The organism is Roseovarius sp. THAF8, assembly GCF_009363735.1.
Taxonomy (GTDB): Bacteria; Pseudomonadota; Alphaproteobacteria; order Rhodobacterales; family Rhodobacteraceae; genus Roseovarius.
Genome location: NZ_CP045410.1, coordinates 1324409 through 1346153, shown reverse-complemented (window position 1 = coordinate 1346153; position 21745 = coordinate 1324409). Strand labels below are relative to the sequence as shown.

21 protein-coding genes are annotated in these 21745 nt (G+C 66.7%); 9 read left to right on the top strand and 12 right to left on the bottom strand.

The window, feature by feature from the left end:
• Positions 1–19: 19 nt before the first annotated feature.
• The 4 genes from FIU85_RS06525 to FIU85_RS06510 all read left to right on the top strand — a co-directional run bounded on the left by FIU85_RS06525 (position 20) and on the right by FIU85_RS06510 (position 3374).
• The gene (locus FIU85_RS06525; RefSeq protein WP_152491503.1) at positions 20–442 is read left to right on the top strand and encodes a PaaI family thioesterase; all 423 of its coding nucleotides are present in this window, start codon (positions 20–22) and stop codon (positions 440–442) included.
• Positions 439–948 carry a PaaI family thioesterase gene (locus tag FIU85_RS06520; RefSeq protein WP_152496304.1) on the top strand — a complete coding sequence of 170 codons (510 nt, stop codon included), beginning with the start codon at positions 439–441 and terminating at the stop codon, positions 946–948. Before FIU85_RS06525 ends, FIU85_RS06520 begins: the two co-directional genes overlap by 4 nt.
• Positions 941–2290, top strand: a complete 1350-nt coding sequence (locus FIU85_RS06515) for an MATE family efflux transporter (RefSeq protein ID WP_152496303.1) — start codon at positions 941–943, stop codon at positions 2288–2290. Before FIU85_RS06520 ends, FIU85_RS06515 begins: the two co-directional genes overlap by 8 nt.
• An 88-nt stretch (positions 2291–2378) precedes the next feature.
• Positions 2379–3374 (top strand): type I glyceraldehyde-3-phosphate dehydrogenase, encoded by a 996-nt coding sequence (locus FIU85_RS06510; RefSeq protein WP_152496302.1) that lies wholly within the window; start codon positions 2379–2381, stop codon positions 3372–3374.
• A 72-nt stretch (positions 3375–3446) separates the two neighbouring features.
• Here the strand turns inward: FIU85_RS06510 and FIU85_RS06505 are convergent, their stop codons facing one another.
• Genes FIU85_RS06505 through FIU85_RS06495 form a run of 3 tightly spaced genes read right to left on the bottom strand, consistent with a single transcriptional unit; the run spans position 3447 to position 6921 of the window.
• Positions 3447–4112 carry an SOS response-associated peptidase gene (locus FIU85_RS06505; RefSeq protein WP_152496301.1) on the bottom strand — a complete coding sequence of 222 codons (666 nt, stop codon included), beginning with the start codon at positions 4110–4112 and terminating at the stop codon, positions 3447–3449.
• A gap of 4 nt (positions 4113–4116) precedes the next feature.
• The gene (locus tag FIU85_RS06500; RefSeq protein ID WP_152496300.1) at positions 4117–5304 is read right to left on the bottom strand and encodes a bifunctional 2-polyprenyl-6-hydroxyphenol methylase/3-demethylubiquinol 3-O-methyltransferase UbiG; all 1188 of its coding nucleotides are present in this window, start codon (positions 5302–5304) and stop codon (positions 4117–4119) included.
• Positions 5305–5361: 57 nt separating this feature from the next.
• Positions 5362–6921, bottom strand: coding sequence for a bifunctional UDP-sugar hydrolase/5'-nucleotidase (locus FIU85_RS06495; RefSeq protein WP_152496299.1), 1560 nt, complete (start codon positions 6919–6921; stop codon positions 5362–5364).
• Positions 6922–7023: 102 nt separating this feature from the next.
• Here FIU85_RS06495 and FIU85_RS06490 point away from each other — a divergent pair, with 102 nt between their 5' ends.
• From FIU85_RS06490 to arsC, 3 genes are read left to right on the top strand one after another with little or no spacing between them, the layout of a single operon-like run.
• Positions 7024–7362 (top strand): DUF952 domain-containing protein, encoded by a 339-nt coding sequence (locus FIU85_RS06490; protein WP_152494401.1) that lies wholly within the window; start codon positions 7024–7026, stop codon positions 7360–7362.
• Positions 7359–8417: a quinone-dependent dihydroorotate dehydrogenase gene (locus FIU85_RS06485; protein WP_152496298.1), complete on the top strand. Its 1059-nt coding sequence runs from the start codon at positions 7359–7361 to the stop codon at positions 8415–8417. Before FIU85_RS06490 ends, FIU85_RS06485 begins: the two co-directional genes overlap by 4 nt.
• On the top strand, positions 8414–8755 hold the full coding sequence (gene arsC, locus FIU85_RS06480) for an arsenate reductase (glutaredoxin) (RefSeq protein ID WP_152498194.1): 342 nt from the start codon (positions 8414–8416) through the stop codon (positions 8753–8755). The genes FIU85_RS06485 and arsC overlap by 4 nt, the downstream gene beginning before the upstream one ends.
• A 250-nt stretch (positions 8756–9005) precedes the next feature.
• On the opposite strand, the gene FIU85_RS06475 is transcribed toward arsC, so the two are convergent.
• From FIU85_RS06475 to FIU85_RS06465, 3 genes are all read right to left on the bottom strand, one after another.
• Positions 9006–9602 (bottom strand): outer membrane protein, encoded by a 597-nt coding sequence (locus FIU85_RS06475; RefSeq protein WP_152496297.1) that lies wholly within the window; start codon positions 9600–9602, stop codon positions 9006–9008.
• Positions 9603–9950: 348 nt separating this feature from the next.
• Positions 9951–10550 (bottom strand): outer membrane protein, encoded by a 600-nt coding sequence (locus tag FIU85_RS06470; protein ID WP_152491512.1) that lies wholly within the window; start codon positions 10548–10550, stop codon positions 9951–9953.
• 319 nt (positions 10551–10869) lie between these two features.
• Positions 10870–11331: a DUF1489 family protein gene (locus FIU85_RS06465; protein WP_254701793.1), complete on the bottom strand. Its 462-nt coding sequence runs from the start codon at positions 11329–11331 to the stop codon at positions 10870–10872.
• Between the two features lie 362 nt (positions 11332–11693).
• Here FIU85_RS06465 and FIU85_RS06460 point away from each other — a divergent pair, with 362 nt between their 5' ends.
• Entirely contained in the window at positions 11694–13952 is a 2259-nt protein-coding gene (locus tag FIU85_RS06460) for an adenosylcobalamin-dependent ribonucleoside-diphosphate reductase (RefSeq protein ID WP_152496296.1), read from the top strand.
• Positions 13953–14051: 99 nt separating this feature from the next.
• On the opposite strand, the gene FIU85_RS06455 is transcribed toward FIU85_RS06460, so the two are convergent.
• The 6 genes from FIU85_RS06455 to FIU85_RS06430 all read right to left on the bottom strand — a co-directional run bounded on the left by FIU85_RS06455 (position 14052) and on the right by FIU85_RS06430 (position 20535).
• Complete coding sequence (locus FIU85_RS06455; RefSeq protein WP_152496295.1) at positions 14052–16235, bottom strand: xanthine dehydrogenase family protein molybdopterin-binding subunit; 2184 nt, start codon at positions 16233–16235, stop codon at positions 14052–14054.
• Positions 16232–17236 carry a xanthine dehydrogenase family protein subunit M gene (locus FIU85_RS06450; RefSeq protein ID WP_152496294.1) on the bottom strand — a complete coding sequence of 335 codons (1005 nt, stop codon included), beginning with the start codon at positions 17234–17236 and terminating at the stop codon, positions 16232–16234. The genes FIU85_RS06455 and FIU85_RS06450 overlap by 4 nt, the downstream gene beginning before the upstream one ends.
• On the bottom strand, positions 17233–17736 hold the full coding sequence (locus FIU85_RS06445) for a (2Fe-2S)-binding protein (RefSeq protein WP_152496293.1): 504 nt from the start codon (positions 17734–17736) through the stop codon (positions 17233–17235). Before FIU85_RS06445 ends, FIU85_RS06450 begins: the two co-directional genes overlap by 4 nt.
• A gap of 227 nt (positions 17737–17963) precedes the next feature.
• Positions 17964–18689 carry a glutathione S-transferase N-terminal domain-containing protein gene (locus FIU85_RS06440; RefSeq protein WP_152496292.1) on the bottom strand — a complete coding sequence of 242 codons (726 nt, stop codon included), beginning with the start codon at positions 18687–18689 and terminating at the stop codon, positions 17964–17966.
• Positions 18686–19900, bottom strand: coding sequence for a CaiB/BaiF CoA-transferase family protein (locus FIU85_RS06435; protein ID WP_152496291.1), 1215 nt, complete (start codon positions 19898–19900; stop codon positions 18686–18688). The genes FIU85_RS06440 and FIU85_RS06435 overlap by 4 nt, the downstream gene beginning before the upstream one ends.
• Positions 19901–20013: 113 nt before the next feature.
• Entirely contained in the window at positions 20014–20535 is a 522-nt protein-coding gene (locus FIU85_RS06430) for a winged helix DNA-binding protein (RefSeq protein WP_152491559.1), read from the bottom strand.
• Positions 20536–20758: 223 nt separating this feature from the next.
• On the opposite strand from FIU85_RS06430, the gene FIU85_RS06425 reads away from it, so the two are divergent.
• Entirely contained in the window at positions 20759–21730 is a 972-nt protein-coding gene (locus FIU85_RS06425) for a TRAP transporter substrate-binding protein (protein ID WP_152496290.1), read from the top strand.
• The last annotated feature ends 15 nt before the right edge of the window (positions 21731–21745 follow it).

The following is a 21745-nucleotide window of genomic DNA, read 5'->3' as shown; positions in this document are numbered from 1 at the left end:
CCAAGTCGCAGGACCTTCAATGACCGAAAAGAACAAGATGGCCGCGGAATTCATGGGCGCCATTCCCCACGCCAAGGCGCTGGGTATGCGGATCACCCATGTCGGCGAAGGCGTGGCCGAGATGCAGATGGACTATGCCGACCACCTGGTGGGCGATCCGAAGACCGGCGTGATACACGGCGGGGCGGTGTCGGCACTGATGGATACCTGTTGCGGTGCTGCCGTGATGAGCCACCCGGACTCGCCCGGCGCCACGGCGACGATCGACCTGCGCATAGACTACATGCGCCCGGCCCGACCGGGGCAGGCGATCCGGGCCCGCGCGGAGTGCTATCACATCACCCGGTCGGTCGCCTTCGTGCGGGCGCAGACGCTGGACGATGATGCCGACCGGCCCGTCGCGCAGGCCACCGGCACATTTACCGTGGCCGACAAGCCATGAGCCGCATCCGCCCGGAACCTGTCCAGGTGGTCAAGCAGCGACGTGACGCGGCCCTGCGCGCGCTGGTCGATGGCGTGCCATACATCCGCTTCATGGGGATCGAGTTCGATCGTCGCGGCGACGAGCTGACGGGGGTCATGCCGTTCAACGAGAAGCTGATCGGCAATCCGCTGTTGCCGGCCTTGCACGGTGGCGCCACTTCGGCCTTTCTGGAAGTGACGTCGATCATCACGCTGAGCTGGGCCATGCTGTGGGACGAGATGGAGTCGGGCGAACTGTCCCTCGAGACGTTCGAGGCAGGATCCCTGCCGCGATTGCCCAAGACCATCGACTTCACCGTGGACTACCTGCGGTCGGGCCTGCCACGGGATGCCTATGCCCGCGCTGTGGTGACGCGGTCGGGCCGGCGCTATGCGTCCGTACGGGCCGAGGCGTGGCAGGACAATCGCGCCCGTGCCTTCGCGCAGGCCACGGGGCATTTCCTGATGCCGCGCCGCGATGGCTGAGACGCCGCTGGCGATCACGCATAGGCGTGTGCTCAAGATCGCCGTACCGATCGTGTTGTCCAACGCCACCGTGCCTATTCTGGGCGCGGTGGACACGGGCGTCGTGGGGCAGTTGGGCGAGGCTGTGCCGATCGGCGCGGTTGGTATCGGTGCGATCATCCTGACCGGGGTTTACTGGGTCTTCGGGTTCCTGCGGATGGGCACGACGGGTCTGACCAGCCAGGCGCACGGTGCGGGGCGCAGCGGCGAGGTGGCGGCCATGCTGACACGCGCGCTGATGATCGGGCTGGCAGCCGGCCTTTGCATCATCGCACTGCAAGGCCCCTTGTTCGCGGGTGCCTTCCTTGTGTCGCCGGCCAGCGCCGAAGTCGAGGCGCTGGCGCGGGACTACATGATTGTCCGGGTCTGGAGCGCACCGGCCCTGATCGGGCTCTACGGCGTCACGGGCTGGCTGATCGCGCTGGAACGCACGCGCGCCGTTCTGGCGCTTCAGGTCGTGATGAACGGAGTCAATATCCTTCTGGATCTATGGTTCGTGCTGGGGCTGGAGCTTGGCGTAACCGGGGTGGCCTGGGCGACGTTCATCGCCGAATGGTCAGGCCTGCTGCTTGGCCTGTGGCTGTGCCGCGATGCCTGGGCCGTGCCGGCGTGGCGCGACTGGGGGCGGGTCTTCGACCGCGTACAGCTGGCCCGGATGATGGCGGTGAACCGCGATATCCTGCTACGGTCACTGATGCTGCAGGGCATTTTCATCTCCTTCCTGCTGATCGGAGGGGACTTGGGGGATGTCACGCTGGCCGCGAACCAGGTGTTGTTGCAATTCCTGAACATATCGTCGCACGCGCTGGACGGTTTCGCCTTCGCCGCCGAGGCGCTTGTGGGGCAGGCATACGGGCAAGGCAGCGTCGCGCGGCTGCGGCGGGGTGCGGTGCTGGCCAGCATCTGGGCTCTGACCATCGTTCTGCTGATCGCGGTCGCGTTTGCCGTCTGGGGTGGCGCGATCGTCGACCTGATGGCCAAGGCGCCGGAGGTGCAAGCCGAGGCAAGAACGTACCTGGTCTATGTCTGTATCGCGCCGGTGGTTGGGGTGGCGCCGTTCATGCTGGATGGTATCTTCATCGGCGCGACCCGGGCGGGAGACATGCGCAACATGATGGCGATAAGCCTTGCGATCTACGTCATATCGGCCCTGTTGCTGGTACCTTGGCTGGGCAATCACGGGCTGTGGCTGGCGCTGTTGATCAGCTTCGTGGCGCGGGGTGTAACGCTGTGGATGCGGTATCCCGCGCTCGAAACGTCGGTCGCGCCGGGACCGCAGGCCAGGGCCGCCGCCGCGCGGTAGAAATTTGATCAAATAATATTACACGGCTGGAAAACCTTTACGGTCGCGGCAATGGTTCGCGGACCAAACATCTCCAGGAGATACCGTCATGCCCCAACCGCCGATCCGCGTTGCCATCAACGGCTTTGGACGTATTGGCCGGACGTTGCTGCGGATCCTGCTGCGCGACGCCAGGGACTTCGAACTGGTCGCGATCAACGACATCGAGCCCTTGAGCACCTGCGCCTACCTCTTCCAGTTCGACAGCGTGTTCGGGCCATGGCCGGAAGAGGTGCGCACGGACGATCAAGTCCTGGTCGTGGGCGGCCGGCGCATTCCCTTCCACGCCGAGCCGGACCTGCGACGTATCTATTTGCAGGGGGTCGATGTCGTGCTGGAATGCACAGGAATGGGCGGAAAACGCGCCGTGGCGGAACGCGGGCTGGACGCCGGCGCGCGCAAGGTCCTGGTCTCGGGCCCCTCTGCGGAGGCGGACGTAACGCTGGTCATGGGCGCCAATGACGAACACTTGGGCGATGAACGCATCGTTTCGAACGCGTCCTGCACGACCAACGCTCTGGCCCCGCTGGCGCGGCTGCTGGACGAGGCGTTCGGACTGGTAAGCGGTCAGATGACCACGGTACATTGCTATACCGGCAGCCAGCCCACGGTCGACAAACCCCGCGCCGCGCCCGAGCGGAGCCGCGCCGCGGCTCTGTCGATGGTGCCCACGACGACCAGTGCGCAGGACCAGACGGGGCTTGTCCTGCCGCATCTGAAAGGCCGGATCGAGGCGCGGGCCATTCGCGTGCCCACCGCCAGCGTGTCTTGCATCGACCTGACGGTCCAGACGCGCGAGGCGGTCACGTCGGACGGGGTGAACGACGTTCTGAAAGCGGCGGCGCGGCCGGGCGGCGTATTCGGCTGGACGGAGCAGCCCTTGGTCAGCTCCGACCTGCGCGGGCGGGCGGAGTCGCTCGTGTTGGTCGGCCCGGAAACCAGCGTGTCGGCGGGCGGGTTGCTGCGGGTGTTCGGCTGGTACGACAACGAATGGGGTTTTTCATGCCGGATGCTGGACATGGCCCGACGGATGGCAGCGCGGTGACGAGATTATTCGTACGAATAATCTCGGGGCAGGCCGCGCGCGATGTTGCGTGCTGACTATTCCGACGAAGGGTCAGTCGTCGAGCGGGTCGATCAATTCCGGCCCGCTGGCGCGGTTGGAATTGACCTTCGGGTCCACGCGGTAGAAGTCCAGCGCGTCATCCGGGGCCGCCGTCATCAAGGTCGCGGCGCCGTGGCCCGCTTCGCCGAGCCAGAGCGGCCAGTCCTTTTCGGCCAGGATCACCGGCATGCGGTGATGGATCTTCGACATCGGCCCATTGGCCCCGGTGGTGACGATGGCGCAGGTGGTCAGCGGCGCATCGCCCTTGTCCCAGGACTGGTAGACCCCGGCGAAGGCCAGCGCCTCGCCCCGGGCCGGATGGATGAACCAGGGCAGGCGATTGCCGTCCGCGTCCTTGGTCCATTCATAAAAGCCGCTGGCCGGGATCAGGCAGCGCCGCTCGCGGGCCGCCGCGCGGAAGGCGGGCTTTTCCGCGATGGTCTCGGCGCGCGCGTTGATCAGCAGCGGGCCGTCATTGGGTGTCTTGTACCAGTGCGGGAGGAAGCCCCAGCGCATCGACCCGAGCTGCCGGTCGGTGCCGTCCGAGGTCACTACGTGCACATCGTTGGTCGGACAGACGTTGTAATTGGGAACCGCTGGCAAATCGTTAACGGGGCGCGCGGCAAAGAGCTGGGCCATGGCGTCCTGCGGCAGGGTGACGGCGAAACGTCCGCACATCGGCCTACCTCAGCACGTTCGAGTAGAGCAGCATGCCCCAGGGCAACAGCGCCTTTTCGACCTGGCTCCAGAGCCCGCCAAAGGTGATCGGGTCCAATCCGGCATGCCCGGCGATCTCCTGCAGGCTGCGGCGACCGTCGATGGCGGCAAGCAGGGCGGCGGCCTGTCGGGGCAGGGCGAGCTTGCCCTTGATCCCGTCGGTGTCGAGCGAGGGCGCCTGCCCTTGCGCCACGGCGCGCGCCAGTTGCGCGGGGTGCACGCCCTTCAGATGCGGCACCAGCGTGCGCGTCTTTCCCGAGGCCACCGGGCGGCGCCTATCGGTGGCATAGCCCGTGTGGGTGCGGATCGTGCCGTTCAGTTTTTCTGCCACGGCCATCGCCGCGACCGGGTTCATCCCCGCAGGCACGGGCGCCAACCGCGCGAGGTCATAGAGGATCGGAACGGTGAAGCCCGCAAAGGACCAGCCGGTGCGGTCGAGCGTCTCGGTCAGCGATTGCACGTCATAGGCGCGGTCGGTGCTGTGCAGCAGCAGGTCGTAAAATCCCGCGTCACCGCTTTTGTGATCGTTGAGGTTGGGGTTCGACTTGAAGGGATGGCCCGCGGGCAAGCTTTCGACGACCTTTTTTGCAGCCTTCAGCCGGTCTTTCGGAGGGCTGTCGCTGTAGAGCGCGGCGAACGCCTCTTGCAGGGGGTAGACGCCAGAGCGGCCATAGGGGGCATAGACCATGAAGCCCATGCCGCCGCCGGGGGCGAGGGCCGCGCGCAGGGCGTTGAAGCCCGCATCGGGGTCGGGCAGATGGTGCAGCACGCCACAACAGTCGATGTAATCGAACGGGCCATGATCGCCCGCGTCCAGCAGGCTGCCGGTGACGAAGGTGATGCTGTTCAGCCCGCGGGTCTTTGCCCGTGCCTCGGCCACCTTTCGCGAGGCGCTGGAGAGGTCGATATAGGTTGCCTGGAAAGGCTTGCCGTATTGCGTGAGCAGCGTCGTCAGCTGGATCAGCCCGTCGCCGGTGCCGCCCCCGGCCACGAGAATGCGCAGCGGCTGCGACCAGTCCCGCTGACCGCCGAAGACGTAATGGTCGATCTCCTGCGGCAGCGAGGGCGAGCCGGTGATCAGGCGCTTTTTCTCGTCCCTCGGATCCCGCTCGGGATAGGGAAAGGCCTCGTACTGGTCGCGCACCTTGTTCATGGCGCCTTTTATGCCGCGTGCCGCCCGGATTGCAAAGCCGAACCGGCGCGCGTCACGTCACTGTCCGGTCTGTCGGATGCGGCCGTCCGTCATGGGCGAGACGGGAGAGTTCTGCGCGAAATACTCGGCCAGCACATCGGCCACGTCGGGGCCGAAATCATAGGCGTCGGCGGCGTCGCGCAGCATCGAATAGCCGTCGCCCCCGTTGCGGAGGTAATCGTTCGACACGGCGAGATAATCGCGTTCGGGATCAAGAGGTTCGCCGTCGACGGTTACCTCCGTGATGCGGCTACCGACCTCGGCGGAGGGGTCGAAGGTGAAACTCATGCCGGCCACCTGCGGAAAGCGTCCCGCACCCTCGCCCACCTGGCTGACGCCATTTTCCAGCGCCTCTTTCAGCGTGGCGCCGTCGATGCGGAAGGTCGAGAGCGTGTTCTGGAAGGGCAGCACGGTCAGCACCTCGCCCATCGTGACAGGACCCGCGTCGATCGATGCGCGCACCCCGCCCCCGTTCATCAGTGCGACCTGAACGCCCTGATCGGCCACGCGGGCCAGCATCGCCTCGGCCACGGCATTGCCCATGGCGCATTCGGCCACGCGGCAGGCGTCGCGGTCGCCGCTGATGGCGTCGGCGGCTTCTGCCACGACCTTGTTGCGGATCTCTTCCAGCGGCTTGGCGGCCTCCTGGATGCGCGAGACGATGTCGGCATCCTCGGCCACGGCGGCGTCCATGATCAGGGGATTGCCTGTGGCGGAGATGACCTCGCCCGCGTCGTTGAAAACAACGTCCAAACGGCCCAGGAACTTGCCGTAGGCATAGGCCTGCACGATGGCGGTATCTCCGACCATCGTGGGGTAGGGACCCGCGGCGTCGGGGTCGTCATTGGCCAGATATGTGTTGGAATGGCCGCCCACGATCACGTCGACGCCGGTGGTTTCGCGCGCCACGCGTTGATCGACGCCATAGCCGGAATGCGACAGCACGATGATCTTGTCGATGCCCTCTTCGGTCAACCTGTCGACCTGATGCTGCACGGCATCGACGGGATCGGTGAAGATGATGTTGGGACCAGGGCTGGCCAGTTCGTCGGTGTCCTGCGGCGTGAGCCCGATCAGGCCGATCTTTTCGCCGCCGCGCTCGATGATAGTGGACTTTTGCAGGACATCCTTGAGCAGGCCCTCGCGGCTGACATCGGCGTTGGACATCAGCACGGGGAACTCGACCGCGTCCATGAAGCCGCGCAGCACCTCGGGGCCGTCGTCGAATTCGTGATTGCCCACGGTCATCGCGTCGTAGCCCAGGCGGTTCATCATCTCGGCGGCCAGCTTGCCCTTGTAATAGTTGTAGAAAAGCGTGCCCTGGAACTGGTCCCCGCCATCGAAGAGCACCGGGTTGGGCGCGTCGGCACGGGCCTGCTCGATCGCCGTGGCAAGCCGCGCGGAACCGCCGAAGCACTCGCCGGCCTCGTTGTCTTCTGGCGCGCAGGTGGAATTGTACTTGCTGATCGGCTCGAACCGGGCGTGAAAATCGTTGGTGTGCAAGATGTTGAGCGTATACTCGGCCTGTGCCGCGGTGGCGGTCAGAAGGCCGGACAGGGCAAGGGGAATGAAGCGCATCGGCAAGTCTCCTGGATGAATGCAGCCAGAGTGCGGCAGGGAGCGCAGGGCGTCAAAGCCAATCTGCTTGACCATGGCACGGCGGCGGGGCATCACCGAGGCATGCTGATTTACAAGATTTTTCGCGCAGACGAATGGGCCGCGTTGCGGTCCGACGGGGAAACCCGCGGGGCACAGGTGGACGTGGCCGATGGCTATATCCATTTCTCGACGCCCGCCCAGGCGCCCGAGACGGCGGCCAGGCATTTCAAGGGGGAAGACGACCTTGTGCTGGTGGCGGTCGAGACCGACCGGCTGGGCGATGACCTGACCTGGGAGATGTCCCGCGGAGGTGACAAGTTTCCCCATCTTTACAGGGTTTTGCGACTGGACGACGTGGTCTGGGCGCAACCTTTGCCGCTGGTCGACGGCGCGCATCAGTTTCCGGCGGGCGCGGTATGAGACTGGCCGACCGGATCGGTCTGGGGCTGATGCACCGGATGGACCCGGAACGCGCGCACGGACTGGCGCTGCAGGCGTTGCGGGCGGGGCTGGTGCCGTTGCCGGGACTGGTCACGTCGGCGCGGTTGCGCTGCGAGGTGGCGGGCCTGCGGCTGGCCAATCCGATCGGGCTGGCGGCCGGGTTCGACAAGAACGCGGTGGCCCTTTCGCCGCTGTCGCGGGCCGGATTCGGGTTCATCGAGGCGGGGGCCGTGACGCCGAAGCCGCAGGCGGGCAACTCCAAGCCGAGGCTGTTCCGGCTGACCGATGATCGCGCCGTGATCAACCGTTTCGGGTTTAACAACAACGGGATGGAGGACGTCGTCGCACGGCTGGCGGCACGGCCGCGCGACGCTGTGCTGGGCTTGAACCTCGGGGCCAACAAGGACAGCGACGACCGGGCGGAGGATTTTGCCCGCGTGCTGTCGCGATGTGGCCCGCACCTGGATTTCGCGACCGTCAACGTGTCGAGCCCCAACACCGAGAAGCTGCGAGATCTGCAAGGGGCCGAGGCCCTGTCGGCGCTGCTGAAAGGCGTGATGGAGGCGCGCGACTGGCTGGAGCGACCGATCCCGGTGTTCCTGAAAATCGCGCCTGATCTCAGTGACTTGGAGCTGTCCGAGGTGGCCGATGTGGCGCAGGAGGGTGGTGTCGCCGCAATCATCGCCACCAATACGACGCTTGACCGAAGCGGGTTGCAAAGCCCGATGCGGGACGAGGCGGGCGGGCTGTCCGGGGCGCCCCTGTTCGAGCGGTCGACGAGGGTACTGGCGCGGCTGTCCGAACTGACCGACGGGCGGATGCCGTTGATCGGTGTGGGCGGGGTCGGAAGTGCCGGGCAGGCGCTGGAGAAAATCCGGGCCGGGGCGAGTGCGGTCCAGCTGTACTCGGCGCTGGTCTACGAGGGGATCGGATTGGTCGAGCGGATCGCGCTTGGACTTGACAAGTTGTTGGAAGAAAAGGGTTATTCCAACATTTCAGATGCAGTTGGAACGGGACGGGACGCATGGCTTTGATCGAGATATGGCACAATCCACGCTGTTCGAAATCGCGGCAGACGCTGGCCTTGTTGCAGGAGCGTGGCTGCGACCTGCGGGTGCGCCGCTATCTCGAGGACGCACCGGAAGTCGCGGAGTTGCGCGACGTGCTCGACCGTCTGGGCATTCGCGCCAAGGATCTGATCCGCAAGGGAGAATCCCGGTTCAAGGAGCTGGGTCTGACCCCGGACAGCCCGGAAGAGGTGTTGCTGGCCGCCATGGCCGCGCATCCGATCCTGATCGAGCGCCCGGTCGTTTTCGCGGGCGACAAGGCTGCAATCGGCCGGCCGCCGGACGCGGTTCTGGAGATCCTCTGACGGTTTTTCGAATCACGGGTTAATGCCGCGGAAACCGGCGAAACCGGCACGTCGGTATCGCGTCGGTATCCGGGTGGTATCGCGACGGTGCGATTTTTTTGGGTCCGTAGCATGAACGCACCGCGCGGTGCGCAGCGCCGAGACCCTGTCCGCCGCGCATGAAAAAGGCGCCTGCCGTTCGGGGACGGCAGGCGCCTTGATCTGTCAGTCCGGCCCGGCATGCGTGCCGGGCGGGATCGTTCCTGCCCGATCAGAAGCGGAAGGTGCCGCGCAGCTGAACCGTGGTCGGCTCGACATCGGCGTTGGTGCCGTTGAAGTTGTCGAACTCGTGGTAGAGCAGTTCGCCGCCGAGCGAGAAGTTGTCGGTGACCATCGTCTCGTAGCCTGCGCCGACGAAATAGCCGTCATCGTCGCCGAGGTTGTCGGTGTACGCCTTGGCATAGCCGCCGGTGCCGTAGATCAGGCCGTTGCCCAGCTTGTAGCCGGCGCGCAGCTTGGCGCGGAAGATGTTTTCCAGGTCGACCTGCGGGTTCGGCGCGGTCGAGACTTCGGCATCGGTGAAGTCGTAGTCGATGCTGCTGCCGAGCACGAAGTCGCCGAAATCGTAGTCGTAGCCGACGAAGAGACCGCCGATCACCGCGTCGTCGCCGCCGGAGATGTTGGAATCGAGGTTGTTGTAGCCCAGTTGCACACCGCCGTAGAGGCCGGTCCAGTTGGGGGTCACGGCGGCCGGGGGCGGCGGCGGCGGTGCGACGACGTCGTCTTGCACCGGCGTCAGGTTGCCGGCGAATGCGGGCGCGGCGACAAGTGCGAAGGCGGCCGCGAAGAGAGGGGCAGTGCGTTTCATTGGTACTTATCCTTCCAGGACATGTTACTTGCGATGTGGCGCGAACATTTGCGGGGGCGCCATTACGCCGGGCATATGGCGTCATGGGTCCAGACTGCAAGAGCGGGCGGTGAAAGACAGCCCCGGCGCCACCTCTTTTTAAGTGGCCGATGCGGAAGAGATACACCCTAAGCGAAAAGCCGCTTGTTTTTAGTCGCCCAGGGCGAGACTTGGAACAAAGCCGCGCGACCCGCGTTTACAGGGGTTTTTCTTCGGCGCGGACAAAGCCGGCACGAAAAAGGCCCGGGCCGATCTGTGTCGGTCCGGGCCTTGCCTGTCCGGGGTACGCGCTGGCGCGCGTCTGCAGGTTTAGAAGCGGAACGTGCCGCGCACCTGAAGCGTCGTGGCTTCGACGTCGACCGCGGTGCTGTTGTAGTCGTCGAACTCGTGATAGAGCAGTTCGCCGCCCATCGAGAAGTTCTGCGTGATCATGTGCTCGTAGCCGGCACCGACGAAGTAGCCGTCGTCACTGCCGAGGGTGTCGGTATCGGCCTGGGCATACCCGCCGGTGGCATAGAGCAGGCCGTCGCCCAGCTTGTAGCCGCCGCGGGCCTTGGCGCGGAACACGTTTTCGACAGTGGCGGCATTGTTGGCCACGCCGATGTCGGCGAAGTCGTAGTCCAGGCCGCCACCGAGCACGAATGTGCCGAAGTCGTAATCGTAACCCGCGGTCACACCGCCGATCACGCCGTCATCGCTGCCACCAACGTTGGAGTCGACATCGCCATAGCCCAGCTGGGCACCACCGTAAAAGCCGGTCCAGTCGGGGCCGACATTGGTCGGGACCGGGGCCACCGGGGCGGGGGCCGCGACGGTGTTGTCTTCCAGCGGGGGCGTGGTGTTGCCTGCGAATGCGGGGGCGGCGCCAAGGGCAAGGGCGGTCGCGAGAATTGGTGTTGCTCGTTTCATCATGCTATCCTTTCAGCAATTTCTGCTTCGTTCCGCAGCGCGTCTTAACGGCGCTGTGTCGGGCAGATATGGCCTTGACCGCCGACACCGCAAGGGGGGTGCCGGAGCACGTTCGATCACCTGCGCGTGAGTGGCGGCCAGGTGCTGGAAACGGGGCGTTTTTCGGGCGGAAAGCCGCTGAAAAACACCTTTTTATCAGGGTGTAAGCGCGGATATTCGCCGGTTTCAGGCGGCGTTGTTCGCACATGATCATGCGGTGTGCGCTGGTGCAGGGCGCGGGCCGGGCTGCGTCGGTCGGTTGCGGGGCGGAGGGGCGCGGTCAGAGCACGCCGATATCGGCCAGCGCAGCGCTGAGATCCGCCGGCAGCGCGTCTTCGTCCTGGCGGTTTTGCGGCAGGTCGGCGGGGGCGTCGGCGGGCGCGAGGTAGCGCCAGCCCTGGAACGGGCGCTTGCGGGCGGTGGTGGTGCGGATGATCTGAGGGTCCAGCACGATGCCGCAGCGGCGGATCCCGTCGGCGCGGGTCACCTCGTCAAGACGCAGGATGCGCTGGCGGCACTGGATGAGGCCCTGGATGACCCAGTAGATCGAGCCGCCCTCGAGCAGCTCGGCCTCGCGCCGGGGCCACATGCGGGTGACGTGGCGTGGCAGGCCGTCGGGGCCGTGGGCCTGTTTGTTGGATTGCCATTCGATCAGGCTTTCGACGGTTTCCGAGCCGACCGAGAGCTTGACGAGATGTATTTTCGGATCTGCCACGACTGTCCCCATGTCCACCAGTTTCATATCCTATGGTCGGGGCGGGGGAATTCAAGCGGGTGCCACCTTGTGGTGTGCCGATGGCACGCAGGGTTGATTTGCGTTCGGGCCACGCAGGCCTTGGGGGCGGGGCCCCCAAACCCCCCTTTTTATGGGGGACCAGTCCCCCATGCCCCCGGCCTGATATGGGGGCCAGTCCCCCATGCCCCCGGCCTGATATGGGGGACCAGTCCCCCATGCCCCCTGGGATATTTTCGGCCAGAGGAAAGGGCTGCAGGGTGGTAGAAGATGGTTCGGATGGATTGACCCGAGCGGCTACAACGACTAGTGTGTTACGTCTCGCTCGCCACTATCGCTGCCCGAAAACACTAGACAAAACAGGTCCTCGCATGACTCGATTCGCCGCTCCTATCGCCGAGGCCATCTGGGATATGAAGTATCGCCTGAAAGAGGCGGACGGGACGCCCATGGATGGCACGGTGGAGGACAGCTGGCGCCGGATCGCGCGGGCGGTGGCGCAGGCCGAGGACGACCCCGGGATCTGGGAAGAGCGGTTCTATCGCGCGCTGGAGGATTTCAGGTTCCTGCCCGCGGGGCGGATCACGGCGGGCGCCGGCACGGGCCGGGCGGTGACGCTGTTCAACTGTTTCGTGATGGGCACGATCCCCGACAGCATGAGCGGCATCTTTGAAGGCCTGCGCGAGGCGGCGCTGACCATGCAGCAGGGCGGCGGGATCGGGTATGATTTCTCGACCATCCGGCCGAAGGGCGCATTGGTCGAGGGTGTGGCGGCCGATGCCAGCGGGCCGCTCAGCTTCATGGATGTGTGGGACGCGATGTGCCGCACGATCATGAGTGCCGGCAGCCGGCGCGGGGCGATGATGGCGACGATGCGCTGCGATCACCCGGATATCGAGGAGTTCATCGCGGTGAAGGGCGACGCGGCGCGGCTGCGGATGTTCAACCTGAGCGTTCTGGTGACCGATGATTTCATGGAGGCCGTGAAGGCGGACGGGCCGTGGGAGCTGGTCTTTGGCGGCAAGGTCTACAAGACGGTGCAGGCGCGGGACCTGTGGAACCGGATCATGCGGGCGACCTACGATTTCGCCGAGCCGGGCGTGATCTTCATCGACCGGATCAACAAGGCCAACAACCTGCATTATGCCGAGACGATCGCGGCGACGAACCCCTGTGGCGAGCAGCCGTTGCCGCCCTATGGCGCGTGCCTTTTGGGGTCGATCAACCTGGCGCGGCTGGTGACGGAGCCGTTCCAGGCGGGCGCGGGCATCGGCGAGGACGCGCTGGCCGAGCTGGTGGGCACGGCGGTGCGGATGATGGACAACGTGGTGGACGTGTCGAAGTTTCCGCTGCCCGAGCAGCGCGCCGAGGCGCAGGCCAAGCGGCGGATCGGGCTGGGGGTCACCGGGCTGGCCGACGCGCTGTTGATGTGCGGGCTGCGCTATGGCGATGACGAGGCGGCGGCGCAGTGCGAGGCGTGGATGAAGGCGATTGCGCGGGCGGCTTACCTGGCGTCGGTCGAGCTGGCCAAGGAGAAGGGGGCGTTTCCGCTGTTCGAGGCGGAGCCGTACCTGCAAAGCGGCATGATGCAGGCGATGGACGAGGACGTGCGCGCGGCGGTGGCCGAGCATGGTATCCGCAACGCACTGTTGACCAGTGTCGCGCCCACCGGAACGATCAGCCTTTATGCCGGGAATGTGAGCAGCGGTATCGAGCCGGTCTTTGCCTATTCCTACACCCGCAAGGTCTTGCAGAAGGATGGCAGCCGCACCGAGGAAGAGGTGGTGGATTACGCCGTGCAGATGTGGCGCGAGACCAAGGGCGATGCGGAGCTGCCGGAGTATTTCGTCAATGCCCAGACGCTGGAGCCGCAGGCGCATGTGAAGATGCAGGCCGCCGCGCAGAAATGGGTCGACTCGAGCATTTCCAAGACGATCAACGTGCCCGCCGATATCGGGTTCGAGGCGTTCAAGGAAGTCTACATGCAGGCCTGGGACACCGGCTGCAAGGGGTGCACCACGTACCGGCCCAACGACATCACCGGCAGCGTGCTGAGCGTGGGGTCGGAGGACAAGGTGCCGATGCCCGTGGAGGGCGGCGAGGTGGTCTATATGTCCGAGCCGCTGGACCGGCCGACGGAGCTGGAGGGCGCGACCTACAAGCTGAAATGGCCCGACAGCAGTCATGCGATTTACGTCACCGTGAACGATATCGTGCTGGACGGGCGGCGGCGGCCCTTCGAGGTGTTCATCAACTCCAAGAACATGGAGCATTTCGCCTGGACCGTGGCGCTGACGCGGATGATCAGTGCGGTGTTCCGGCGGGGCGGCGACGTGAGTTTCGTGGTCGAGGAGCTGAAGGCGGTGTTCGATCCGCGCGGCGGGGCGTGGATGAACGGCAAGTACATCCCCTCGATGCTGGCCGCGATCGGCGGCGTGCTGGAGAACCACATGATCAATATCGGGTTCCTGGAAGGCGAGGGGCTGGGCCTGAAGGAAGACCCGACGGCCAACGTGGTGAACCTGGAGGCGCCGCGCGGCCCGGCCTGTCCGTCCTGCGGCAGCTATGACATGCGCAAGGTCGAAGGCTGCCTGACCTGCGCGTCCTGCGGTCATTCGAAATGCGCGTGAGGCGGGCAGAGGGACCGTGCGCCCCGGCGTGAGGACCGCGCCCGCGCGCTGCTTGCTTTCCGATTTTTGAGCCGGAGCCGCGGGAGGCCGGGACCCGGTCTAGACACCCATGGCAGCAAGCACCTGGTCGGGCAGGGCGGGGAAGTCGTAGACGCGATGGCCGGTGGCGTGGGCGATGGCGTTGAGGACGGCGGCGCCGGCGCCGGAGATGCCCAGCTCGCCGATGCCCTTGGTCTGGATCGGGTTGGCCCAGTCGTCGCGTTCGTCCAGGAACACGACCTGCATGTCGCCGGGCACGTCGGCATGGGCCGGAACGTGGTAGTTGGCAAGATCGCGGGTCACGACATGGCCGTCGCGCGGGTCGGACTGCATGTCTTCGGTCAAGGCCGAGCCGATGCCCCAGATCATGCCGCCCAGGGCCTGGCTGCGGGCTGTTTTCTCGTTGAGGATGCGGCCCATGGCGATGACGCCCAGCATGCGCCGCACGCGGACCTCGCCGGTCCATTCGTTGACCGCGACCTCGGCGTAATGGGCACCGAAACCGGCGGAGAAATGGCTTTCGGCGGTCTTGCCGCTTTCGATGGTCGCCTCGGCCAGGATCTCGTCGGTGACGAGGTCCGACAGGGCGGCGTCCTGGTTGTCGCCGCGCGCGCGGCCGTCCTGCAGCGTCAGGGCGTCCTCGGCGCAGCCCAGGCGCTGGGCGATCTGCGCGCGCAGCTTTTTGGCCGCGAGGAAGGTGGCCGAGCCGGCGGAGCTGGCGCCGAAGGAGCCGCCCGAGCCTGCGGCACCGGGCAGGTCGGAATCGCCCAGGCGCACGTCGACCTGCGCGGGCGGAAGGCCCAGCATTTCGGCGGTGATCTGCGCCAGGATCGCGTAGGTGCCGGTGCCGATATCGGTCATGTCGGTTTCGACGATGGCCCGGTCGCCGGTCAGGCGGACGCGGGCGGAGGACTGGATCAGCATGTTGAGCCGGGCCGCCGACGCCAGGCCCATGCCGATCAGCCAGTCGCCTTCGCGGCGCGTGCCGGGCGCCCAGCGATCCGACCAGCCGAAGCGTTCGGCGCCGTCGGTCAGGCAGTCGGCCAGACGCGTGGCGCTGTAGGGCAGGTCGTTCATCGGGTGCGTCTGCGGCAGGTTGTCCAGCCGCAAGGTCAGCGGGTCGACGCCCAGGGTGTCGGCCAGTTCGTCTATCGCGGCCTCGAAGGCGAGCATCCCCACGGCCTCGCCGGGGGCGCGGACCGAGCCTGCGGGCGTGGCGGCGATGCGGGCGACGGTCTGGGTGAAGCTGAGACCTTTTGCGGCGTAGAGGAACTGCGAGGCCTGGCTTGTCGGCTCGGCGAAGCCTTCGTCGTCGAGGTTCGAGACGCGGTCATCGTGCGAGATCGCGGTGATCCGGCCGTCCGAGGTGGCGCCGAGGCGCAGGTGCTGTTCGGTTTCCGAGCGGCGCAGCACGGCGTCGAAGACGGTCTGGCGGGGCATGACGACGCGCACCGGGCGGCCCAGCTTCTGCGCCGCGACGGCGGCCGCGACGGCCTCGGGGCCGATGCCGAGCTTGGAGCCGAAGCCGCCGCCCACATAGGGCGACAGGATGCGGACCTGCGACGGGTCGATGCCCAGGGAATCCGCCAGCTCCTGCTTGTTGAAGCGGACCATCTGGAGCGCGCTGCGCAGGGTGAGCCTGTCACCGTCCCATTCCGCGATGGCGGCGTGGGGTTCCATCGCCGCGGAGACATGCGAGGGGGTGGTATAGGTGCGGTCGACCTTTGCATCGGCGGAGGCCCATGCGGCGTCGAAATCGCCTGCCGTCTCGGGGTCGCCGGTCTCGGTCTGCATGGGCGCGTCGGGTGTGACCCTGGCCTCGGTGGTTTCGTACTGCACCTCGAGGCGCTGGGCGGCGTCGCGCGCGGCCTCGAAGCTTTCGGCGACGACCAGCGCGATGGGCTGGCCGTGGTAGTGCACCGCGTCGCCGGGCTGGACCGGGGCGGCGCCGGCCATGCCTTGCGCGGGGTTGCGGGTGAGGCGCGCATCGGTGATCACGTCGATCACGCCGTCGATGGCGAGTGCGGCGTCGCGGTCCATGCCGGTGACCTTGCCGCGTGCGATGGTGGCGCGCACGAGGGCGCCGTGGACCATGCCGGCGACGTTGTGATCGGCGGTGTAGGCGGCGGTGCCGGAGACCTTCAGCGGGCCATCGGGGCGGTCCATCGGCGTGCCGATCACGCCCTGTTTCGTCTCGTCCAGCAGGCGGGGCTGGGGGCTGTCCATTGTGAAGTGGTCTTTCATGCCGCGCTCCTTGCGATGTCTGTGCCCTTGGGGTCCGACAGGCCGGTCAACTGACGCATCGTGGCGATGAAGGTGCGGCGCAGGAGAATGCGCTTGTACTCGGTGTCGGGATGCGGGGCCGGGGCGGCGGTCAGGACGTCCGCCGCGCGTTCGAAAAGGTCGGTCGATGCGGTCTGGCCGGTCAGCATCGCGGCCACGTCGTCGTTCATCCACGGGTGCGGCGCGACGCTGCCGTAGGACAGGCCGAGATCGGTGATGGTGTCGCCGTCCATGTGGACGGAGCCCGCGACGGAGACCAGCGCGAAGGCATAGGAGGCGCGGTCGCGCACCTTGCGATAGCATTGCCGGCTGCCGGCGCGGGGCGCGGGCAGGATGACGGCGGTCACCAGGTCGCCGTCATCGAGCGCGGTTTCGATATCCGGGCGGTCGCCCGGACCGCGGTAGAAGTCGTGCAGCGGCACGCGGCGGGTCGCGCCGTCGGGGCTGTGGATCTCGACCTCGGCCTGCAGGGCGCTTAGCGCCACGGCCATGTCGGACGGGTGCGCGGCGAGGCAATGTTCGGACGTGCCGAACAGCGCGAGCATGCGCCCCGCGCCGCCCTGGGCGGCGCAGCCCGCGCCGGGGCTGCGCTTGTTGCAGGGCTGCGAGGTGTCGTAGAAATAGGGGCATCGGGTGCGCTGAAGCAGGTTGCCGCCGGTGGTGGCCTTGTTGCGGATCTGGGCAGAGGCCCCGGCGAGGATCGCGCGGGAGAGCAGCGGCCAACCTGCGCGGATGCGGGCGTCATGGGCCAGCGCGGTGTTGGTGACGAGCGCGCCGATGCGCAGGCCGTCGCCTTCGGCGGTGATGTCGGACAGACCCGCGAGCCGGGTGATGTCGACGAGCGTGGAAGGCGTGACCACCTGGATCTTCATCAGGTCCAGCAGGTTGGTGCCGCCGGCGATGATCTGCCCCGCGGTGGCGTCGCTGAAATCGGTGGCGCGGTGATAGTCGAACGGTCTCATGTGTCAGCCTTTGCTGCCATGGCGATGGCTTCGCGGATCAGGGGATAGGCGGAACAGCGGCAGAGGTTGCCGGACATGCGCTCGGCCATTTCGGGGTCGGAGAGGTCGGGAGTGCCGAGATCGTCGCTGACGTAGGAGGGCGCGCCGTCGGCCACTTCGCGCAGCATGGCGGTGGCCGACATGATCTGGCCGGGGGTGCAGTAGCCGCATTGGTAACCATCCATTTCCACGAAGGCCTTCTGCAGGGCCGAAAGACGTTCCGGCGTGCCGATGCCTTCGATGGTGGTGATCTCGTCGCCGTCATGCATCGCGGTGAGGCAGAGGCAGGAATTCACCCGCTCACCGTTCAGCAGGACGGTGCAGGCGCCGCATTGCCCGTGATCGCAGCCTTTCTTGGTGCCCGGCAGGCCGAGATCGTCGCGCAGCGTGTCGAGGAGCGTGCGGCGCGGATCATGCTCTACCTCGTGGGGCTGGTCGTTGACGGTGAGGGTCGTCTTCATGGGCATCTCCGCGATCGCAGGGGCAGGGTCGCGGCCCCGAGGGGCGGGCCGCCTTTCACTGCCAACCGTTGCGGCGCCGGTCTGTTCCATGGCGGCGGCGATAGAGGCCCGGCTGCGCGGAACGGTCGCGCCACGGGGCGGAGTGGGCGGGAGGCGGCGGGATAGGGCGGGCCGCGTTCATCGAGACGCGCCGGCCGCAGTGGAAGGACCGGCAGGGGCGCTTCCGTCTAGTCCCCGGACCCGGGCTTGAAGGACGCGGCGGACTGGTTGAACAGGATGCTGTTGTTGTCGACCCGGTGCCGCCCGCCATTCTGTTCGGACTTGTGCAGGTCGATGGCGCGTTGCACGGCCGGTCTTTGCTTGATCCGCCCGCGCCAGTCGGCCACGCGGGGGAAGGCATCGAGCGAGGCCCCCAGGGGTTTGGCGATGAAGGCCCAGGGAAAGGCCAGCATGTCGGCGATGGAATAATCGCCCAGGATGTAGTCGCGGGTTTCCAGCCGCGCCTCGAGCACGCCGAGGTTGCGGTCGTATTCGCCGAGGTAGCGCTTGAAGCCGTAGTCGCGCTCGTCCTCGGGCGCGTAGTTGCGGAAATGGCTGAGTTGGCCGCCCATCGGCCCCTGGTTGCCGACCTGCCAGAAGAGCCACTCCATCAGGTCCTTGCGGGCGCGCAGGTCGCTCTGGGGCGGGGCGAACCGGCCCACCTTGTCGGCAAGGTAGAGCAGGATCGCGCCGGATTCGAAGACCGGCACGGGCGCGTCGCCCCAGCCCTCGCCCGGCGCGTGATCGACGATGGCGGGCATCTTGGCGTTGGGGCTGATTTCAAGAAAGCCGGGGGCGAACTGGTCGCCCTCGCTGAGGCGCATCAGGACGGGGCGGTATTCGAGGCCGGTTTCCTCGAGCATGATGGCGGCCTTCCAGCCGTTGGGGGTGGGGGCGTAGTAGAGGTCGATCATGCGGTGGGGTCCTGTGTGTCGGTGGCGACGCCGTCCGTTATCATGGCGTCGATCTCGGGCTCGGCATAGCCCGCCTCGGCCAGAACGGCGCGGGTGTCCTCGCCCAGCCGCCGGGCGGGTGCGGGGCGGTCCGTGGGGGTGGCCGAGAACCGCGCGGGCGTGCGGGCCTGGCGCAGCGGGCCGGCCTGGGGGTGGTCCTGTTCGAGGATGATGCCGTTGGCGGCGACCTGCGGGTGGGCGTAGACCTCGGCGCGGGTCAGGACCGGGGCGCAGGGCACGTCATGGGTGCCGAGACGCTCCATCCAGTTGGCGGTTGTGTCCGTCAGCAGCGCCTCCTGCGTCAGTTCCAGGCGGGCGGGCTTGTTCTCTTCGCGGGCCGCGACGGTGGCGAAGCGCGGGTCGTCCAGCCAGTCAGGCCGGTTCACCGCGGCGGCCAGCCCCGCCCAGGTGCTGTCGGTATGGGCCGAGACGGCCATCCAGCCATCGGCGGTCTGGTAGATCAGTTCCACGAAGGTCTGCGCATCGGCGCTTTTCTCGGGCGTCACCTCGTCGCCGATGAAGGTATAGCCGGCCATGTCGGAACTCCACAGGAACGCCAGGACCGTGTCCAGCATGGAGATGTGCACGTGGCTGCCCTGGCCGGTGCGGCTGCGGGCGAGAAGGGCGGCGGTGATGCTTTGGGCGGTCTGGATCGCGGTCAGCTTGTCGGGCAAGATGGTTCGCACCAGCCGGGGGCGGGCGGCGTCCGCGCCGCCCTGCACGCTGGCCAGACCCGAGAGCGCCTGGATGAGCGGGTCGTAGACGGGTTTGCCGGCCCAGTCGCCCTGAAACCCGAAACCGGCGATGGAGGTGTAGATGATGTCGGGGCGCACGGCGCGCACCGCGTCCTCGCCCAGCCCGATCCGCTCGGCCACGCCGGGGCGGAAGTTCTGCACGAAGACATCCGCCGTCCGGCAGAGGCGCAGCGCGGCCGCGACGCCGCGCGGATCCTTGAGGTTCAGGGTGACGGATTTCTTGCCGCGGTTGTTGTTGAGGAACGAGGCCGAGAAGCCGCCGCGCCTCCCGGTCACCTGCCGGCTGTGGTCGCCGCCCCTGGGGTGCTCGATCTTGATCACCTCGGCGCCCTGGTCGGCCAGCGTCATCGTGGCCAGCGGGCCAGAGATCATGGTGGTCAGGTCGATCACCCGAAAGCCGTTGAGCGGTCCTGGCATGTGGTCGGTCTCCGTCTGGGCGCGTGGCGGCGCCGGGATGCAAAGGATAGTGCGCGGGCGCGGATCGTCGCGTCGGTGACGGCCCGGGCCGGGGCGGTGGCCCCGCGACACCGCTAGAGCGAGGCGGCGGCGCGGCTGGCCTGGTCGTACTGGCCCGAGAGGCCGCGCAGGATGCGGGCGATCTCGCGCAGTTCCTCACCGCTGAGGCCGGTGCCGCCGGAGGCGTCCAGCAGGCACTGACGGCGCACGTCGCGATAGGATTGGCAGAGGTCGCTGCCCGCGTCGGAGGTGCGATAGAACACTTCCTTGCCGCGCTTTTCGGACACGATCAGCCCCGCCTTGGACAGCTTTCGCAGCGCGTAGTTGACGGTGTGCGTGTCCTCGATGTTGAGCAGGAAGCAGATGTCGGACAGGCGCTTGTCGCGGTTGCGGTGGTTGGTGTTGTGCAGAATCAGGATGTCGAGCGGGTTGAGTTCGCCCTGGCCGGCGGCGGCCATGCAGCGGGTCATCCAGCGGGAGAACGCGTTGTAGGCGATGATCAGGCCGAATTCGAACTCGGAAAGTTCCCAGCCTTCGCCTTCGGCCAGGTGGCGCGAGGAGACGATGCGGCGGTTTTCCGGTTGGGATTTTTCCATTCTGCGGCCTCTCATTCTCTGGCGAAACGCTGGCATTTCGTTGACTTTTTCACATTTTGATGTGCCGCGCAATTCTTCCGGTCCGGGGCGTTTCCGCGGCTCCGGCACGGTGTCGAACCTTGCGGGGGCTGCGCCTGAAAAACACCGTAGGTGACAAAACGTTGACAAATTGCAAACGTATCGTCAATATTCCGTCATTGAATAAGTCACAGGGAGAAACGTGATGACACTGATGAAGACACTGGGCGGCGCGGCGGTTGCCGTGGCGGCGCTGGCCCTGCCGATCAAGGCCGAGACGTGGGACATGCCGACGCCCTATCCGGATGCCACGTTCCACACGGTCAACATCGCGGAGTTCGCCAAGGACGTCGAAGAGGCGACCGGCGGCGATCTGGCGATCAAGGTCCATTCCGCGGGCTCGCTGTTCAAGCACCCCGAGATCAGCAAGGCCGTGCGCAGCGGGCAGGTGCCGGCGGGCGAGTTCTTCCTGTCGCTGCTGGCCAACGACAACCCGGTCTTCGGGGCGGATTCGCTGCCGTTCCTGGCGACCAGCTATGACGAGGCGCAGGCGCTGTGGGCCGCGCAGGAAGAGGTGATCACGCAATTGCTGGACGAGCAGGGGCTGATGCCGCTTTATGCCGTGCCGTGGCCGCCGCAGGGGCTCTATACCACGAAGGAGATCAATTCGGTCGATGACCTGGCGGGCCTGAAGTTCCGCACCTACAATGCCACGCTGGAGCAGTTCGCGAACCTTGCCGGCGCCGCGCCGACGCAGGTGGAAGTGCCCGACATTCCGCAGGCCTTCAGCACCGGGCGTGTCGAGGCGATGATCACCTCGCCCTCGACCGGGGTGAATTCCAAGGCGTGGGATTTTCTGACGCATTACACCGACATCCAGGCGTGGATTCCGAAGAATATCGTCGTGGTGAACAAGCGGGCCTTCCGCCGTCTGGACGAGGACACGCAGACCGCCGTGCTTGAGGCCGCCGAGGTCGCCGAGGCGCGCGGCTGGGAGATGAGCAAGTCGGAAGCCGAGGAGATGACGCAGGTCCTGAAGGACAACGGCATCACCGTGGTCGAGCCGTCCGAGGAGCTGACCTCCGGCCTGCAGGAGATCGGTGCGCAGATGCTGGAGGCGTGGAAGGAAGAGGCCGGCGAGACCGGGCAACAGCTTCTGGACGCCTACGAAGGCTGACGCAGGCAGACCGGC

Coding starts and splice junctions, on each gene's coding strand:
- FIU85_RS06525 (WP_152491503.1), top strand. CDS start 20: ATGACCGAAAAGAACAAGATGGCCGCGGAATTCATGGGCGCCATTCCC.
- FIU85_RS06520 (WP_152496304.1), top strand. CDS start 439: ATGAGCCGCATCCGCCCGGAACCTGTCCAGGTGGTCAAGCAGCGACGT.
- FIU85_RS06515 (WP_152496303.1), top strand. CDS start 941: ATGGCTGAGACGCCGCTGGCGATCACGCATAGGCGTGTGCTCAAGATC.
- FIU85_RS06510 (WP_152496302.1), top strand. CDS start 2,379: ATGCCCCAACCGCCGATCCGCGTTGCCATCAACGGCTTTGGACGTATT.
- FIU85_RS06505 (WP_152496301.1), bottom strand. CDS start 4,112: ATGTGCGGACGTTTCGCCGTCACCCTGCCGCAGGACGCCATGGCCCAG.
- FIU85_RS06500 (WP_152496300.1), bottom strand. CDS start 5,304: ATGAACAAGGTGCGCGACCAGTACGAGGCCTTTCCCTATCCCGAGCGG.
- FIU85_RS06495 (WP_152496299.1), bottom strand. CDS start 6,921: ATGCGCTTCATTCCCCTTGCCCTGTCCGGCCTTCTGACCGCCACCGCG.
- FIU85_RS06490 (WP_152494401.1), top strand. CDS start 7,024: ATGCTGATTTACAAGATTTTTCGCGCAGACGAATGGGCCGCGTTGCGG.
- FIU85_RS06485 (WP_152496298.1), top strand. CDS start 7,359: ATGAGACTGGCCGACCGGATCGGTCTGGGGCTGATGCACCGGATGGAC.
- FIU85_RS06475 (WP_152496297.1), bottom strand. CDS start 9,602: ATGAAACGCACTGCCCCTCTCTTCGCGGCCGCCTTCGCACTTGTCGCC.
- FIU85_RS06470 (WP_152491512.1), bottom strand. CDS start 10,550: ATGAAACGAGCAACACCAATTCTCGCGACCGCCCTTGCCCTTGGCGCC.
- FIU85_RS06465 (WP_254701793.1), bottom strand. CDS start 11,331: ATGAAACTGGTGGACATGGGGACAGTCGTGGCAGATCCGAAAATACAT.
- FIU85_RS06460 (WP_152496296.1), top strand. CDS start 11,694: ATGACTCGATTCGCCGCTCCTATCGCCGAGGCCATCTGGGATATGAAG.
- FIU85_RS06455 (WP_152496295.1), bottom strand. CDS start 16,235: ATGAAAGACCACTTCACAATGGACAGCCCCCAGCCCCGCCTGCTGGAC.
- FIU85_RS06450 (WP_152496294.1), bottom strand. CDS start 17,236: ATGAGACCGTTCGACTATCACCGCGCCACCGATTTCAGCGACGCCACC.
- FIU85_RS06445 (WP_152496293.1), bottom strand. CDS start 17,736: ATGAAGACGACCCTCACCGTCAACGACCAGCCCCACGAGGTAGAGCAT.
- FIU85_RS06440 (WP_152496292.1), bottom strand. CDS start 18,689: ATGATCGACCTCTACTACGCCCCCACCCCCAACGGCTGGAAGGCCGCC.
- FIU85_RS06435 (WP_152496291.1), bottom strand. CDS start 19,900: ATGCCAGGACCGCTCAACGGCTTTCGGGTGATCGACCTGACCACCATG.
- FIU85_RS06430 (WP_152491559.1), bottom strand. CDS start 20,535: ATGGAAAAATCCCAACCGGAAAACCGCCGCATCGTCTCCTCGCGCCAC.
- FIU85_RS06425 (WP_152496290.1), top strand. CDS start 20,759: ATGACACTGATGAAGACACTGGGCGGCGCGGCGGTTGCCGTGGCGGCG.